The organism is Sphingomonas sp. Leaf357, from assembly GCF_001423845.1.
Taxonomy (GTDB): Bacteria; Pseudomonadota; Alphaproteobacteria; order Sphingomonadales; family Sphingomonadaceae; genus Sphingomonas.
Genome location: NZ_LMPM01000002.1, coordinates 223,257 through 239,140 on the forward strand (window position 1 = coordinate 223,257; position 15,884 = coordinate 239,140).

General features: G+C 67.4%; 12 protein-coding genes. All 12 read right to left on the reverse strand.

Annotation, left to right across the window (positions count from 1 at the left end):
• Positions 1–44 precede the first annotated feature (44 nt).
• The 12 genes from ASG11_RS14130 to ASG11_RS14185 all read right to left on the reverse strand — a co-directional run bounded on the left by ASG11_RS14130 (position 45) and on the right by ASG11_RS14185 (position 15,870).
• Complete coding sequence (locus ASG11_RS14130) at positions 45–2,261, reverse strand: SPOR domain-containing protein (protein WP_082472853.1); 2,217 nt, start codon at positions 2,259–2,261, stop codon at positions 45–47.
• Positions 2,262–2,373: 112 nt separating this feature from the next.
• Positions 2,374–3,855: a cell division protein FtsZ gene (ftsZ, locus tag ASG11_RS14135; protein WP_055781443.1), complete on the reverse strand. Its 1,482-nt coding sequence runs from the start codon at positions 3,853–3,855 to the stop codon at positions 2,374–2,376.
• Positions 3,856–3,967: 112 nt separating this feature from the next.
• On the reverse strand, positions 3,968–5,227 hold the full coding sequence (gene ftsA / locus ASG11_RS14140; protein WP_055781446.1) for a cell division protein FtsA: 1,260 nt from the start codon (positions 5,225–5,227) through the stop codon (positions 3,968–3,970).
• Positions 5,228–5,243: 16 nt separating this feature from the next.
• A complete protein-coding gene (locus ASG11_RS14145) occupies positions 5,244–6,197 on the reverse strand; it encodes a cell division protein FtsQ/DivIB (protein WP_055781449.1) in 954 nt (317 codons plus the stop codon).
• Positions 6,194–7,111: a D-alanine--D-alanine ligase gene (locus ASG11_RS14150; protein WP_055781452.1), complete on the reverse strand. Its 918-nt coding sequence runs from the start codon at positions 7,109–7,111 to the stop codon at positions 6,194–6,196. Before ASG11_RS14150 ends, ASG11_RS14145 begins: the two co-directional genes overlap by 4 nt.
• A 145-nt stretch (positions 7,112–7,256) precedes the next feature.
• Complete coding sequence (murB, locus tag ASG11_RS14155) at positions 7,257–8,156, reverse strand: UDP-N-acetylmuramate dehydrogenase (protein WP_236697526.1); 900 nt, start codon at positions 8,154–8,156, stop codon at positions 7,257–7,259.
• 103 nt (positions 8,157–8,259) lie between these two features.
• The gene (gene murC, locus ASG11_RS14160) at positions 8,260–9,741 is read right to left on the reverse strand and encodes a UDP-N-acetylmuramate--L-alanine ligase (protein WP_055781456.1); all 1,482 of its coding nucleotides are present in this window, start codon (positions 9,739–9,741) and stop codon (positions 8,260–8,262) included.
• A complete protein-coding gene (murG, locus tag ASG11_RS14165) occupies positions 9,738–10,889 on the reverse strand; it encodes an undecaprenyldiphospho-muramoylpentapeptide beta-N-acetylglucosaminyltransferase (RefSeq protein ID WP_055781458.1) in 1,152 nt (383 codons plus the stop codon). Before murG ends, murC begins: the two co-directional genes overlap by 4 nt.
• Positions 10,890–10,899: 10 nt before the next feature.
• Positions 10,900–12,129: a peptidoglycan glycosyltransferase FtsW gene (locus ASG11_RS14170; RefSeq protein ID WP_055781460.1), complete on the reverse strand. Its 1,230-nt coding sequence runs from the start codon at positions 12,127–12,129 to the stop codon at positions 10,900–10,902.
• Positions 12,126–13,409, reverse strand: a complete 1,284-nt coding sequence (gene murD / locus ASG11_RS14175) for a UDP-N-acetylmuramoyl-L-alanine--D-glutamate ligase (RefSeq protein WP_055781464.1) — start codon at positions 13,407–13,409, stop codon at positions 12,126–12,128. Before murD ends, ASG11_RS14170 begins: the two co-directional genes overlap by 4 nt.
• Positions 13,406–14,476, reverse strand: a complete 1,071-nt coding sequence (gene mraY, locus ASG11_RS14180; protein WP_055781467.1) for a phospho-N-acetylmuramoyl-pentapeptide-transferase — start codon at positions 14,474–14,476, stop codon at positions 13,406–13,408. Before mraY ends, murD begins: the two co-directional genes overlap by 4 nt.
• Entirely contained in the window at positions 14,476–15,870 is a 1,395-nt protein-coding gene (locus ASG11_RS14185) for a UDP-N-acetylmuramoyl-tripeptide--D-alanyl-D-alanine ligase (RefSeq protein WP_055781472.1), read from the reverse strand. The genes mraY and ASG11_RS14185 overlap by 1 nt, the downstream gene beginning before the upstream one ends.
• Positions 15,871–15,884 lie beyond the last annotated feature (14 nt).

Sequence of the window (15,884 nt, forward strand, 5' to 3'; positions counted from 1 at the left end):
GGATCGAGTCCGGGATGACGACGGTAATCGAGCGTAGCGAAAACTCACTTGCCCGCCAGCCGCGTAACCTTCTGCCCCGCCTCGCTGGTGAACGTGAACCCCGACATCCCCTCCTTTGCCAGCGCGTTGACGAACGCGCGCGCCTCGGCATCGGTCTTGAACGGCCCGGTCAGCACGCGGTTGGTGGCGCGCAGCGGCGTCATCCAGCCGCTCTTTCCTTTGAATGCCGCTGGGGCCTTCTCGCGCACCTTGGCCCATTCCTTGGGCAGATCGCCCTCGTTGGCGCCGCCGGCGACCTGCACCCAGATCCGCGACGGTTCGAGGATCTTGGGATCGTTCTTCTTCTTCAGTTCCTCCGCCTTCTTGGCGTCGGCCAGTTTCTTGGCATCGGCGGCCTTCTTGTCCGCCAATTTCTTGTCGGCGAGTTTCTTGTCCGCCGCCTTCTTGTCGGCCAGCAGCTTGTCGGCGGCCGCTTTCTCGGCCGCCTTGGCCTGGATCTCGGCGGGATCCGGCTCGACGCGGGCCGGAGCCTTGGCAATCGTGCGCACCGGCGCCGCCTCGGCCAATTTGACCGGCTGCGCCGCGACCGGTGCGGCCTCGCGCTCCGGCGTCGACACATCCAATTCTGACCCGGGCACGGTTATGTTGGCGATGATCTTCGCCAGGATCGAATCCTCGCCCTTGATCGGCCCCGGCACCGGCGGAAGCGATTTCGGCGCGGCCTGCGCGATGGTCGGCTCCCGCACCGCCACCGACGGCGGGGTCGCTACGACCGGCGACGAAAGTTCGGACTTCAACACCGGCGTGACGTCCGCCGAGGGCACAGCCGCAAGAGGTTGCGACGGAGTCGGAGCCGGTGTCGGTAGAGACTTGGCAAGCGCGGTCGGAGCGATCGGCTCATACGGCCCTGCGGAATCGCCGAGCGGCGTGGGCATGGGCGTGGGCGTCGAAGGAATCGCAACCCGCCCCGTCGCCAACCCAGACCGCGCGGTCGGCGCGAGCGCACGATCCGGCACCACGCTCGCCACGCGCATATCGGTTTCCGCCGCCGCGCGATTGGAGGTGACCTCGTCGCGCCGGGGTGCCGGCAGCGCACTGGGCAGATTCGCCCGGTTCGAGGCCAGCACCACCGATTGCGAAGGGGTCGGCGTCGGCGTCGGCGTCGGCGTAGGCGTCGGCGTCGGTGAAAGCAGCGGCGAGCGCGTCAGCGGGGCGTAGGTCGGGCGCGTCGGCAACGCCTGCACCATCGCCACCGCTGGGGCCTGGTAGGTTGGCGGCGGCGGCAGCGGCACCGGAGCCTGTTCCGCGATCGCCAACACGACCTTGTCGCGCTTGCCGCGTTTCTTGTCGCGCTTGTTCGTCTTGGTCTCCACCTCGGCCGGGCGCGTAGCGGCCACCGCCACCGCCGCCGGCTTGTCCGGATCGGGGCCTAGGGCGGCCATCACCGGTGCCATCCGCGCATCGGCCAGACGTTGCGGCGTCATGCGCACCTCGCCGAAATGCACCGCGAAGGCGCGATCCGCCGGCCCCAGCGTCGCCAGTTTCTCGAAGAACGGTTGCAGGCCCTGCCCCAGTCCGCCGGGCATCATGCTCGCCGCGATCCGCTCCGCCCCACGCCCGTCGCCGTTCATCGCCAGGATGAAGGCGCGCGCGCGCCAGGCACCGCGATCGCTGCGACGGAGCAACGGATCGATCTCCGCCAGCGCCTCGTCACGCTTGCCCGAAATGCCCAGCGACAATGCGTAGAGCCGCGCCGTTTCGTCCGCGCTCACCCCGTTCAGCGTGCCGGATTTGAGCGCCAGCCGGTAATCGCGCTGCGCCCGCTCCTGTTCGCCGATTAGGTCGTAGGCCAGGGCGCGTTCGGCGGCGAAGATGCGCACGTCGCCGCGCGCCTGCTCCGCCTCGGCGAACCGGCGCAGCGCCTCGCCCGGCCGCCCCGAGCGCAGCAGGATGATGCCCTTGCCCGCCTTGATGCGCGGATTGTTCGGGTCGATCCGCTCGGCCCGCGCAAAGAAGCCCGATGCCGCGGTCGTATCGTCCAGCTTGAGCGTCAGTTCGCCCGCGCGCACCATCGCCCGCACGTCGGTCGGGTTGACGGCGAGCACGCGCATCTCGCCCGCCAGTTCATCGGCCGGCGATTGCGGACCGTATTGCGTCTGGCCCGGCGTCTGCTGGACATAGACCTGCGCGCGAGCCGCGGGAATCGTCGTCACCACGGCAAGAGCCATCACGGCGGCGGACGTCGGAAATATCGGTTTCATGAGCGTCGCAGCCTAGACGCCAGACTGGCTTAACCGGCAATGTCCGAGATCGGCCATGCGCGACGGGACGACGCGCACCGGCGACGAGCCGGTGGCGTCCTGCCCGCTCACCTCACTGATTATTCTGCCGATGCAGGAAGCGCGGAATATCGAGCGCATCCTTGTCGGCCTTTTCGGCCTCCTCGTCGCGCGCGGCACCACGGCTCGCGCCCGACATCCGCTCGAACAACGTGCCACCCAGCTTCACGCGCGGCGCGGGAGCGAGCGGCTCGGCCGGGGCTTCGGCGGCAGGCGTCTCGACCGGCGCACCGGGCGACAGCCAGCGCCGACGCGCGCCACCTTCGGCAACATCCAGCGCCGGCGCGGCGGGTTCGTCACCGAACGTGATCGGCGTCTTCGCCACCGGCGGCGCGGGCGGCGCTTCGATATCGCTGCCCAGCACCAGTTCGTCGGCCGCTTCCGGCTCGGGCGCGATCGCTTCGGGCTCGGGCGCGGAGCCCGAGGCGTCCTCCATCGTCGGCGCAGGCTCGACCAACGGCGCAACGGCGGCTGGTGCCACTTCCTCGGTTTTTTTCGGCGCGGAGAAGCTGAAGGCGCGCGACGATGGCGCGGCCTCGGCCGGGCGCGCGGTCGCCTCTATGCCGGTCGCGACGACCGAGACGCGGATCTTGCCTTCCAGTTCCGGGTTGAACGCCGAGCCCCAGATGATGTTCGCATCTTCGTCGACCAGTTCGCGAATATGGTTCGCCGCCTCGTCAACTTCGAGCAGGCGCATGTCGTCGCCGCCGGTGATCGAGACGATCACGCCCTTGGCACCCTTCATCGAAACGCCGTCGAGCAGCGGGTTGGCGATCGCCTTCGACGCCGCCTCGATCGCGCGATTGTCGCCGGTCGCCTCGCCGGTGCCCATCATCGCCTTGCCCATTTCCTGCATCACGGAACGGACGTCGGCGAAATCCAGGTTGATCAGGCCGGGCATGACCATCAGGTCGGTGATGCCGCGCACGCCCTGCTGCAGCACCTCGTCCGCCATCTGGAACGCCTCCTTGAAGGTGGTGTTGGCGTTGGCGACCAGGAACAGGTTCTGGTTCGGGATGACGATCAGCGTGTCGACATACTTCTGCAGTTCGTCGATGCCCGCCTCGGCGCTCTTGGCGCGGCGGCTGCCTTCGAATGCGAACGGCTTGGTCACGACGCCCACCGTCAGGATGCCCATGTCGCGCGCCGCCTTGGCGATCACCGGTGCCGCGCCGGTGCCGGTGCCGCCGCCCATGCCCGCGGCGATGAACACCATGTGGCTGCCCTCGAGCATCTTGGCGAGCGCATCGATCGTCTCTTCCGCCGCCGCGCGACCGATTTCGGGCCGGCTGCCGGCACCCAACCCCTGCGTGATCTTCGCGCCCAGCTGAATGCGCTTCGAGGCGGTCGACTGCTTCAGCGCCTGCGCATCGGTGTTAGCGACCAGGAAGTCCACGCCCTGAACCTCCGCGGCGATCATGTTGGCGATCGCGTTGCCGCCCGCGCCGCCCACACCGATCACCGCGATACGCGGGGTCAATTCGTCGACTTCGGGGGCAAGAAATTCGATGCTCATGGTCTTGTCTCCAACGCGCGCCCACACCCCGGCGCCAAAGTTTTAATGTTAACCGTTCTGCACCAACACTTGGCGGCGTGCCAGCGCGAAAGCTACCAGATGTCGTAATTCTTCAATAATTCGCCCGGGCCATCGCGATCAGGCGGCGGATCGCCCCAAGGCCCTTCGGCCGGTGCACCGTCTGATGCTTGCTCGACAGCGAACGCAGGTCGACCGGGTCGGACGCGGCGTAGAAGGCCAACCCCGCCAGCGTCGCGAACGCCGGCCCCGAATGCGCCTCCGGCAGTGCCGTCAGCCCACGCGGCCGGCCGATCCGCACCGAGCGACCCAGCGCCTGTTGCGCATAATCGGCGATGCCCTTCAGCTCCGCGCCGCCGCCGGTCAACACCACCTGCCGCCCTACGGGGCCGGAGAATTTCAGGTCGGTCAGCGCCTTCTGCACCTCGCCGATCAGATGATCGAGCCGCTGGCGGATCACCGCGATCAGCTGCGCGCGGGTGATGCGGCTGCCCTCGGCCTGCCCGTCCTCGCTGATCGGCGCGACCTCGATCATGTCGTGATTGTCGCGCGGGGAGGCATTGGCCGATCCGTAGAAACATTTCAGCCGCTCGGCCTGCGCCCGGCTGGTGCCGAACGCGCTGGCGATGTCGTCGGTGATGTCCTGCGCGCCGTACGGGATCGAGGTCAGGCCCACGAGCATGCCGCCGGCGAACAGCGATACGTTCGTGATCCCCGCCCCCATCTCGACCAGCGCGACGCCAAGCTCGCGCTCCTCGTCGGACAGGCACGCCATGCCCGTCGCGACCGGCGCGGCGATGATCGACTTGACCTCGAGATGCGCGTTCGCGACGCACAGGCCGAGGTTGCGCACCGGCGAGCCATCGGCGGCGACGACGTGAATGTGCACCCCCAATCGATCGGCATGCAGGCCCAGCGGCTTCTTGACGCCGGTCAGCCCGTCCAGCGTGTACAGCGCCGGTTGCGCGTGCAGCACCATGCGCCCCGCCGGATCGATCGACTCCCGCCCGGCATGCAGCAACGCGTCGATATCGGATTGCTCGACCCGGTGGCCGCCAAGCTCGAACTCGATCGAGGCGACATCGCTCACGAGCCCGCCGGCGGAGAAGCTGACCCACACGTTCTGGATGTTGACGCCCGCGATCCGCTCGGCCTGCTCCACCGCTTCGCGTACCGCCGCCTCGGTCGCATCGGCATCGGCGATATAGCCGCGCTTCACGCCCCGGCTTTCGCGCTGCCCGGTGCCGAGCACGATCAGTTCGCCCCCATCGCCCTTCTGCGCGATCATCGCCGACACCTTCGACGACCCGATATCGAGCGCCGTGATCAAACCCTCTGGTGCTACCTTCGCCATGCCCCGTTCACCCCTTTTAGCCCTGCCCCAGGCTGCCCACTTGCTTTACCGTCTTCTTCGCCTCGATCACCGCGGGCTTCGGCGCGGCGTCCGTCTCGTTCGGGTCGGTGATCGCCCGCCCTTCCGCCTCGCCCGGCCGCCTGGCGACCAACTTGCTCGGATCGCGCATGTCGAACCGCAGCCAGCCCTTGCCGAGCAACGGCTTCACCCCGTCCAGTTCGGCGAACTTCACCAGCGCATGCGCCGCCGCCATCTCGCCCTCCGGCAATGCCAGAGTCTCTCCGCTCTCGAATGTCAAATTCCAGCGTCGATTGCCGACCCAGGTCGCCGCCTTCACGCTGGGCCTGAGCGCCGGCGCGGCGCTCAGCAGCTTCTGATATGCCGCTTCCTGCTCGTTCGCACCCGGCCCGATCACCAGCGGCAGATCGGGCATCGCATCGGCGCGCACCCGCTCCAGCCACACGCCGTTCGAGCCGATCAGCGCCAATTGCCCCTTGTCCTGCCACACCGCCGTGGGCTTGCGCTCGACGATGTGGACGAGCAACGTGTCAGGCAGACGGCGCGAGACGTGCGCGTCCTGGATCCAGCCATATTTCAGCAGCTTCTCGCGCGTGTCTTCCAGGCTGACCAACGGCATCGCGCGCGATTTCTGGTCCAGCGCCACGGCATAGACCGACATGCGGTCCATCCGCGACAGCCCGGTCACCTCGATCTGCTCGACCCGGAAGCCGGCGCGCCCGACGCCCTCGGCCAGCGCCGATCCGATCGCGGCGGGCACGCCCGCCCACACCGCCAGCGTGCCGAGGCCCGCGATCACCGCGCCGGTGATCGTCCAGGTCGCGATCCGGTGGAGCGCCACCTCGCTGATCGGCAGCGCGGCGATGATCCGGTCGAGGATCGACGTGCGCGGCACCTTGCGCTTCGGCACCGGCCGCCGCGCCGGGGCGCGTTTGAGCGTGCGGCTGCTCACAGCAGCGCCTCATCGATGATTTTCTGCACCAGCTCGGGATAGCTCATCCCATTATGCCGCGCCTGTTCCGGCACCAGGCTCAACGCCGTCATGCCCGGCTGCGTGTTGACCTCGAGCAGGAACAGCCCGTCCACCCCGCGCTGGTCGTCCCAGCGGAAGTCGGAGCGCGAACAGCCCTTGCAGCCGAGCAAGCGGTGCGATTCCAGCGCCAGCGCCTTGCATGCCTCGGTGATCTCGTCTGGGATGTCGGCGGGGTAGATATGCTCGGTCAGACCGTCGGTATATTTGGATTCGTAATCGTAGAACCCGCTCTTTGGGCGAAGTTCGGTCACGCCAAGCGCCTCTCCGCCCAGCACGGCGGTCGTCAGTTCGCGCCCGCGGATGAATGGCTCGGCGAGCAGTTCGTCGAACTCCTGCCATGGCCCCACCGAGGCGGGTGCGATCGGGTTGCCGTGATTGCCCTGGTCGGTGACGATCGCCACTCCGACCGACGATCCTTCGTTGACCGGCTTGAGGACGTATGGACGCGGCAGCGGATCGCCCTCGAACAAGGTCGCCGTCTTCACGATCCGCCCCCCCGGCATCGGGATGCCGTGCGGCACGAGCGCCTGCTTGGTCAGCACCTTGTCGATCGCGATCACCGAGGTGGCGAGGCCCGAATGGGTATATTTCAAACGCATGATGTCGAGCAGGCCCTGCACCGACCCGTCTTCCCCCGGCGTGCCGTGCAGCGCGTTGAACACCACGTCCGGCGCGATCTCCTTCAGCTTGGTGGCGACATCGCGGTCCATATCGACACGCGTCACCCGGTGGCCGAGCGATTCCAGCGCCTCGGCCACACCCGCGCCCGACATGAGCGACACCTCACGCTCGGCCGACCAGCCGCCCATCAGCACGGCGATGTGGAGTGTCATGAAATCCTCCCCGGGACGGGGAGGGGGACCGCGACGCGAAGCGGCGTGGTGGAGGGGGCGGGCCGGCAACGCGGCGCTTGGGGAGAGCCCCCTCCGTCACGCTGCGCGTGCCACCTCCCAATACCGGGGAGGATCTGAAAATTAATCACTTCACCACCCCCACGCGCTGAATTTCCCATTCAAGCGTCACACCCGATTGCGCCCGCACGCGATCGCGCACCTCCTCGCCCAGCGCCTCGATCTCGGCACTCGTCGCCGATCCGAGATTGAGAAGGAAATTGCAATGTTTCTCAGACACCTGGGCATCACCGCGTGTCAGCCCACGGCAGCCGGCGGCATCGACCAGCGCCCAGGCCTTGTGCCCCTCGGGGTTCTTGAAAGTCGATCCCCCGGTGCGCGAGCGCAGCGGCTGCGACGCCTCGCGCTCGAACGAGATGCGGTCCATCTCCGCCTGGATCGTCGCCGGCTCCTCGGCATGCCCGCGAAATGTCGCGCCGACCACGATCGCGCCTTCGGGCAGATTGCTGTGGCGATAGGTGTAGCCCAGATTGCCGACCGCCAGCGTGACCAGTTCGCCCGATCGCAGCACGACGTCGCATGCGACCAGAATGTCCTTCACCTCGCGCCCGTAGGCACCGCCGTTCATCCGCACGAACCCGCCGACCGTGCCCGGGATCGAGCGGAGGAATTCGACCCCGCCGATCCCCGCATCGCGCGCCTTGGACGATACGAGGATGCCGGATGCGCCACCACCGCAGCTCAGCGCGGTCTCGTCCAGGCGCTCGACCTGAGCGAACGCCTTGCCCAGCCGCACCACAACGCCCGGCACGCCCCCGTCGCGCACGATCATGTTCGATCCGAGCCCGAGCGCCATCACCGGCACGGCGGGATCGAGCGCCGCGAGAAAATCGCGCAGGTCGGCCACGTCCTTCGGCTCGAACAGCCATTGCGCCGCGCCGCCCGATTTGAACCAGACGAGCGGTGCCAGCGGGGCGTTTGCGGTCAGCCGCCCGGCAACGTGAGGAATGGCCGTCGCAAAATTCACGACCCGCCCCCCAATCCGTTCGTTTCGAGCGCAGTCGAGAAACCGGTTATTGGGACCGGTTTCTCGACTGCGCTCGAAACGAACGGTAGGAGGGAAGCGATGCTCATACCCGCGCCGCCTCGATCCCGGCAGCCAGACCGGCCGCCCATTTCGTGATGTCGCCGGCACCGAGGCATACGACCATGTCGCCGGCCTGAACCACGCCCGCCAGCGCCTCCGCCAGCGCGCCGGCATCCGCCACGGTCGCCGCCGAACGGTGCCCGCGCCGCTTCAGTCCCTCGACCAGAGCCGCGGCATCGACACCCTCGATCGGCGCCTCGCCGGCGGCATAGACCGGCGTAACCAGCACCATATCGGCATCGTTGAACGCCTGCTGGAAATCCTCCATCAGATTGCCGAGCCGCGTGTAGCGATGCGGCTGCACCACCGCGATCACGCGGTTCTGAGTTGTCAGGTCGGTCATGCCCCCGGCATGACCTTGGCTTGCCGGGGGCAAGCCAACCTGCGCAACTCCTTCGCGCGCCGCCGCCAGCACGGCGCGGATCTCGACCGGGTGGTGGCCGTAATCGTCGATGATCGTCACCACGCCGCCCTCGACCGCGACCTCGCCGACCTTGGTGAAGCGCCGCTTCACCCCGCCGAACTTGGCGAAGCCGGTGCAGATCGTGGCGTCCGGAATGTTCATTTCCAGCGCCACGCCGATCGCCGACAGCGCGTTCTGCACATTGTGCCGGCCCGGCATCGGCAGCTCGATCCGCTCGATCGTGCGCACCGATCCGTCGCGCGCGCGGACCACCGCGTCGAAGCGGTTGCCGCCGGGGATCGGCGTCACGTTAACGCCGCGCACGTCGGCCTGCGCCGCGAAGCCGTACGTCACCACGCGCCGGTCGCGCACGCGCGGGATGATCGCCTGCACTTCCGGATGATCGAGGCACAGCAGAGCCGCGCCGTAGAAGGGCACGTTCTCGACGAATTCGACGAACGCATCCTTCACCGCATCGAACGATCCGTAATGGTCGAGATGCTCGGGATCGATATTGGTGACCACCGCGATCGTGCCGTCGAGCCGCAGGAAGCTGCCGTCGCTCTCGTCCGCCTCCACCACCATCCAGTCGCTCGCGCCCAGCCGCGCGTTCGACCCGTAACTGTTGATGATCCCGCCATTGATCACCGTGGGGTCTACGCCGCCGGCATCGAGCAACGCCGCGATCATGCTCGTCGTCGTCGTCTTGCCGTGCGTACCCGCCACCGCGACGGTGGATTTCAGCCGCATCAATTCCGCCAGCATCTCCGCGCGCCGCACCACCGGAATGCGCCGCTCCAGCGCGGCGACAACTTCGGGGTTGTCGCGCTTGATCGCAGTCGATGTAACGACAACTACCGCGTCACCTAAGTTATTGATATTATGTCCGATAGCCACGGAGATGCCGAGTTTGCGCAGACCCTCTACTGCGTAACCTTCGCCAACATCCGATCCCTGCACGCGATAGCCGAGATTATGCATCACCTCGGCGATGCCGGACATGCCGATCCCGCCGATGCCGACGAAATGGATCGTCCCGATATCGGTCGCCACGCCCCTCATGCGAAGCTCGGCTTTCCGGTCGGCAGCGGCACGCCGATCGGCATGGTACCGAGCGGCGCATCGAGGCTCTCGACGAGATCGGCGAGATCGCGCGCCGCATCGGGCCGCCCGCAACTCCGCGCCCGGCCGGCGGCATTCTGCAACGCAGCGGGATCGAGCCCGAGCCGCTGCATCTGCTTGGCCAGTTCGATCGGCGTGAACGCCGGCTGCGGAATCGTCCGCGCGCCGCCCGCCTCTGTCATTTCCTTCGCGTTCGCCGTCTGGTGATCGTCGGTCGCGCTGGGCAGCGGCACCAGGATCGCCGGACGCCCGGCACAGGTCAGTTCCGCCAGCGTCGAGGCCCCGGCCCGCGCGATCACCAGATGCGCCCAGGCCAGTTGCTCCGGCATGTCGGGCAGATAGGTCGCCAGTTCCGCCGCGATCGACAGTTCGGCATACTTCGCCCGCGCCGCGTCGATATCCTCGATCCGCGCCTGATGCGTCACCTGCAAGCGCCGCCGGAACGCGACCGGCAGCAGCGAGAGCCCATCGGGCACCACCTGGCTCAGCACGCTCGCGCCCTGACTGCCGCCCGTCACCAGCACGCGGAAAATGCCGTCCTCTTCCAGCAGCGGATAGGGTTGCGAGCGCAGCGCCAGCACCGCATCGCGCACCGGATTGCCGACCAGATGCGCCTTGCCGCGATACTTGTCCTTTAGCCGCGCGACATTGGCGTAGGAGGTCGCGATCGCATCCACCTTGCCAGCGACCAGCCGGTTGACCCGCCCCAGCACCGCATTCTGTTCGTGCACTGCGGTCGGGATGCCGGTCTTGAACGCCGCCAGCAGCGCGGGCAGCGCGGGATATCCGCCGAAGCCGATCACCGCCGCCGGCTTCTGATGCCGGTACAGTTCGATCGCCTGCGCACGGCCCGCCATCATCGCCTTCGCGGCCTTCGCCCAGCCGACAGGCCCGCCCGCCAGCCGACCGGCCGGCAGCACATGCGTCTGCACCTTTTCGAACAGGCCCGGAAAGCGCACGCCCCGATCGTCGCTGATCAGCGAGACGTGATGCCCGCGCCGGCCAAGTTCCGCCGCCAGCGACGCCGCCGGCACCATGTGCCCGCCGGTGCCGCCCGCCGCCAAGACGAAATGCTTCTGACCGGTCACTCCGAGATCCTCATTCGCCGCTCCACCGCGCGATATAGGGTGAGCGCGACACGAACGGGTTTCGCCGCGTGAATGCAAGCAGCAATCCCATGCCGATCGACAGCGCGATCATCGACGATCCGCCATAGGAAATGAACGGCAAGGTCATGCCCTTGCTCGGGGCCATGCCGGTGTTCACGCACATGCTGATCAGCGCCTGTGCCCCGAATTGGGTCGCCAGCCCGGCGGCGGCATACAGGCGGAACTCGTCCTGCTCGTCGAGCAGCTTGACGAACACGCGCACCACGATCGCCAGGAACAGGATCGCGATCACCGCACACGCGACCAGCCCGAATTCTTCGCCGATCACCGAGAAGATGTAATCGGTATGCCCCTCGGGCAAGCGGAACTTCATCGTGCCGCCACCGGGGCCGGTGCCGCGCCACCCGCCATTGGTGATCGTGTTGTACGCCGCATTGGTCTGGAAATTGTCCGATCCGCCCTCTGCGCCCGGGAACAGGAACGCGTCGATCCGCACCCGCGCGGTGTCGTAGAACAGATAGGCCGCGACCAGCCCGACCGGCACGCACCCGATCAACGCCGCCATCGTCCTGACCGGCGTGCCCGAAATCAGCAGCAACGCGATCCACACCGAACAGAACACCACGGTCTGGCCGAAATCGGGCTGCAGCATCAGCAGCATCGCGACGAACGCGGTGAGCGCGCCGGTGATCAGCACCACCGGCAGTTGTTCGTCCTGCGCCCGCATCGACAGCAGCCAGGCGGTGGTCACGATGAAGAACGGCTTCAGGAACTCGGATGGCTGGAGCAGCGAAAGGCCGAAATCGAGCCAGCGCGTGGCACCGTTGCGCGTCACGCCGATGAACGGCACCGCGATCAGCAGCAGCAGGCAGATCACCGTGCCGATCAAAGCCATGCGGCGCGCGGCCGACACCGGCAGCATCGAGGTGACGAACAGCACCGGCAGCGACACGCCAACCCAGCCCAATTGCCACCACAGATAGTAAAGCGGCGCGATGTGATGCTTGTCGCCGGAATAGCGCTGCGCCGCCGACGGGCTCGCCGCGCCGACCGCGACCAGGCCGATCGCGATCAGCAGCAGGGCAAGCAACAGCAGCACCCGGTCGATATCCCAGAACCACATGCCCAGCGCCGAGCGATCGCCACGCCCGCCACGGCCCTTCATCCGGCTCCACACGCCGCTGCCCGGTGTGGAACTCTGCGCGCGCATATCGGTCATGCCAAAGCCTCCACCGCCTGCCGAAACTGATCGCCGCGATCCTCGAAATCGCGAAACTGGTCGAACGAGGCGCAGGCTGGAGACAGCAACACCGTCTCGCCCGGCTTCGCCTGCGCCGCCGCGCTGATCACCGCCGCCGCGAGCGTAGCGCTTTCCTCGACCGGCATCCGCCCCTTCAAAATCGCGGCGAATTTCGGCCCCGCCGCCCCGATCGTGTAGGCGCGCACGACATGCCCGAAGCTCGGCGCGCAGGCGTCGAGATCGTCGCTCTTCGATTGCCCACCCAAGATCCAATGCACCCGGTCGAATGCCGCCAGCGCCGGCGCCGCGGATTCCGGGTTGGTCGCCTTGCTGTCGTTGACGAAGGCGACGCCGTGCTTGGTGGCGACGCGTTCCATGCGGTGCGGCAGGCCGGTGAAGGTGCGGAGGCCGAGTTCAACGTCTCCCGCAGCAATATCAAGCTGGATACAAGTTGCGATCGCACAGGCCGCATTGGCGGCGTTGTGCGGTCCTTTTAAAGACGGCCATTCATTTTGCGCCGACACGTCGGCCATATCGGAAAAATAAATGAGCGGATCTTCGCGCTCTTCGGTCGCGCCGAACATGGCATCGGTTTCGTTGTCGACAACCATCACATGATAGCCGGTCTGCATTGCGAATAAGCGCAGCTTCGATGCCGCATACGCCTCGAACCCATCATACCTATCGAGATGGTCCGGCGTGATGTTGAGCAGCACCGCCACGTCGCAATCCAGCGTCTGCGTCAGGTCGATCTGATAGCTCGACAATTCCAGCACATACACGCCGCCCTCGGGCAGCGGCTCCTGCTCCAGGATCGGCAAGCCGATATTGCCGCCCAGCCGTGACGGAACGCCCGCCGTCTGCAGGATGTGATGGATCAGCGACACGGTAGTCGACTTGCCGTTCGTCCCGGTGACGCCGACCACTTTGTGCGACGGCAATCCGACGCGCGCCTGCGCGAACAATTCGATATCGCCGATGATCGGCACCCCCGCTGCCCGCGCCTTCGCGGCGACCGGGTGCCGGTTGAGCGGCACGCCGGGCGACACGACCAGCGCATCGAACCCGGCAAGGTCGATAAGTTCGGGATCGGCGAAACTCAAACGAGGCGAAGTAAGCCCCTCCCGCTTCGCCGCATCCGAATCCCACGCCACGACCTCGGCGCCGGACGCCAGCAGCGCGCGCACGGTCGCCGCGCCGGAGCGCGCCAGCCCCAGCACCGCGAAGCGTTTTCCGCGCCAGAGGTCGCTCGTGATCACCTGAGCTTCAACGTCGAGAGGCCGGCCAGCGCCAGCACGAAGGCGATGATCCAGAAACGGATCACCACCGTCGCCTCGGCCCAGCCGAGCTGTTCGAAATGGTGGTGGATCGGCGCCATCTTGAACACGCGCTTGCCGGTGCGCTTGTAGAAGAACACCTGGATGATGACGCTCAGCGCCTCCATCACGAACAATCCGCCGATGATCCCCAGCACGATCTCGTGATGCGCGACGACCGCGATCGCGCCCAGCGCGCCGCCCAGCGCCAGGCTGCCGGTATCGCCCATGAACACCGCCGCCGGCGGCGCGTTGAACCACAGGAAGGCGAGCCCCGCCCCGACGATCGCGCCGCAGAAGATCGCCAGTTCGCCCGCCCCCGGCACGTGCGGAATGCCGAGATAAGCGGCGAACTTCACGTTGCCCGCCAGATACACGATGATCATGAACGCGACCGAGGCGATGATCACCGGCATCGTCGCCAGTCCATCCAGCCCGTCGGTCAGGTTCACCGCGTTGCCGAACGACACGATCGTGAAGGCGGCGAACAAGATGTAGAAATAGCCCAGATCGATCGACACGCTGCTGAAGAACGGCACGTACAGATGCGTGCCGCTCTCGCCGACGATGATCCAGCTGGCGATGCCGGCGATCAGGAACTCGCCGATCAGCCGCGTCCGCCCCGATACGCCTGCGGTGCTCGCCTTCCGCACCTTGTCGTAATCGTCGAGGAATCCGATCGCGCCGAAGCCCAGGGTAACGAACAGGCAGGCCCAGACGAACGGATTGCGCAGGTCCATCCAGATCAGGATCGACAGGCACATGCTGGTCAGGATCATCAGCCCGCCCATCGTCGGCGTGCCGCGCTTGGCGAGGTGGGTCTGCGGGCCGTCGGCACGGATCGGCTGTCCCCGCCCCTGCCGCACGCGCAGCCAGCCGATGAAGCGCGGGCCGATGATCAGCCCGACGATCAGCGCCATCGTCACCGCCCCGCCGGTCCGCACCGATTGGTAGCGGATCAGGTTGAGCAGCCCCGGAAAGCCCAGATGTTCGGCGATGAAATAGAGCATTATGCTGTCCCGACCCCGGTTGCGGGGGATTTGAGGGCCGCGACCAATGCCGCCAGCCCTACGCCGTTCGATCCCTTGATGAGCACCGCATCGCCCGGCGCCAATATCTGGAGCAAGCTTGCCCGGGCGGCGGCGGCATCCGCCACATGGACGAATTGCACGCGGCCCTCAAGCGCTTCCACGAGCGCCGCCATCTCCGCGCCGACCAATACGGCGTGGGAAATACCCGCTTCGGCGACGGGATCCGCCAAAGCGGCGTGATAGTCCGCGCTGCCGTCGCCCAGTTCGCGCATCTCGCCCAGAACCGCGATCTTCCGCCCGGCACCTTCTGCCCCCAGCACCGCGAGCGTCGCGCGCATCGAGGCGGGATTGGCGTTGTAGCTCTCGTCGATCACCAGCGCCTCGCCGTCCGCGACCTTCGCCATAAAGCGCGCGCCGCGCCCCTGCAGCCCGCCCAGCTCGGCCAGCGCAAGGCCCGCTGAGCCGAGATCGCCGCCCACCGCATCCACCGCCGCCAGCACGCCAAGCGCGTTGGATACCCAGTGTATGCCGGGCTGCGCGATCGTGAAGCTCAGTTCGCGATCGCCGATCCGCGCGGTCACGAAGGTCGCGCCGGTCGCCAGCCGCATCGTCTCGATCGCGCGTACATCGGCCCCGGCATCCAGCCCGAAGGTCACGATCCTGCCGGCATGCGGTTCGGAATGGCCGATCAGTCGATCGCGGTGCGCGCTGTCGTAGGGGATGATCGCCACCCCGCCCGGCTCCAGCCCGGCGAAAATCTCGCCCTTGGCATCGGCGATCGCGCTCTCGTCCGGGAAGAAGGCGGTGTGCGCCGGGGCGATCGCCGTCACCATCGCGACGTGCGGGCGCACCAGAGTGGTCAGATGCGCCAGCTCGCCGGGATGGTTCATGCCCATTTCTAGCACGGCGAATTTCGACGCCGCCGGCATCCGCGCGAGGCTCAGCGGCACGCCGACATGATTGTTGTAGCTTTTGACCGAGCGATGCGCCGCGCCCGGCCGCGCCCGGTCCAGCGCCGCGAACAACGCCTCCTTGGTGCTGGTCTTCCCGACCGATCCGGTCACGCCGATGATCTTCGCCGACGTGCGGGCGCGGGCCGCGACGCCCAGCGCCTCCAGCGCGGCGAACGTATCGGCCACGCGAACATGCGGGTACGGACAATCTTCGGAGACGATCGCCCCCGCCGCGCCGCGCTCGAACGCCTGGGCCAGGAATTTGTGGCCATCGGTCGCCTCGCCGGTCAGCGCGACGAACAGATCGCCGGGCCCGACTTCGCGGGAGTCGAAGGTGACGCCAGTCGCGTCGAAAGGCGTCGATGCGATACCGCCGGTCGCGGTCGCGATGTCGGAAGAGGCCCAGAGAGCGTCAGTCACAAAAAAAACCGTTC

Excerpts from the sequence above, each read along its gene's own strand:
- ASG11_RS14130 (WP_082472853.1), bottom strand. The coding sequence starts at position 2,261 with ATGAAACCGATATTTCCGACGTCCGCCGCCGTGATGGCTCTTGCCGTG.
- ftsZ (WP_055781443.1), bottom strand. The coding sequence starts at position 3,855 with ATGAGCATCGAATTTCTTGCCCCCGAAGTCGACGAATTGACCCCGCGT.
- ftsA (WP_055781446.1), bottom strand. The coding sequence starts at position 5,227 with ATGGCGAAGGTAGCACCAGAGGGTTTGATCACGGCGCTCGATATCGGG.
- ASG11_RS14150 (WP_055781452.1), bottom strand. The coding sequence starts at position 7,111 with ATGACACTCCACATCGCCGTGCTGATGGGCGGCTGGTCGGCCGAGCGT.
- murC (WP_055781456.1), bottom strand. The coding sequence starts at position 9,741 with ATGAGGGGCGTGGCGACCGATATCGGGACGATCCATTTCGTCGGCATC.
- ASG11_RS14170 (WP_055781460.1), bottom strand. The coding sequence starts at position 12,129 with ATGACCGATATGCGCGCGCAGAGTTCCACACCGGGCAGCGGCGTGTGG.
- mraY (WP_055781467.1), bottom strand. The coding sequence starts at position 14,476 with ATGCTCTATTTCATCGCCGAACATCTGGGCTTTCCGGGGCTGCTCAAC.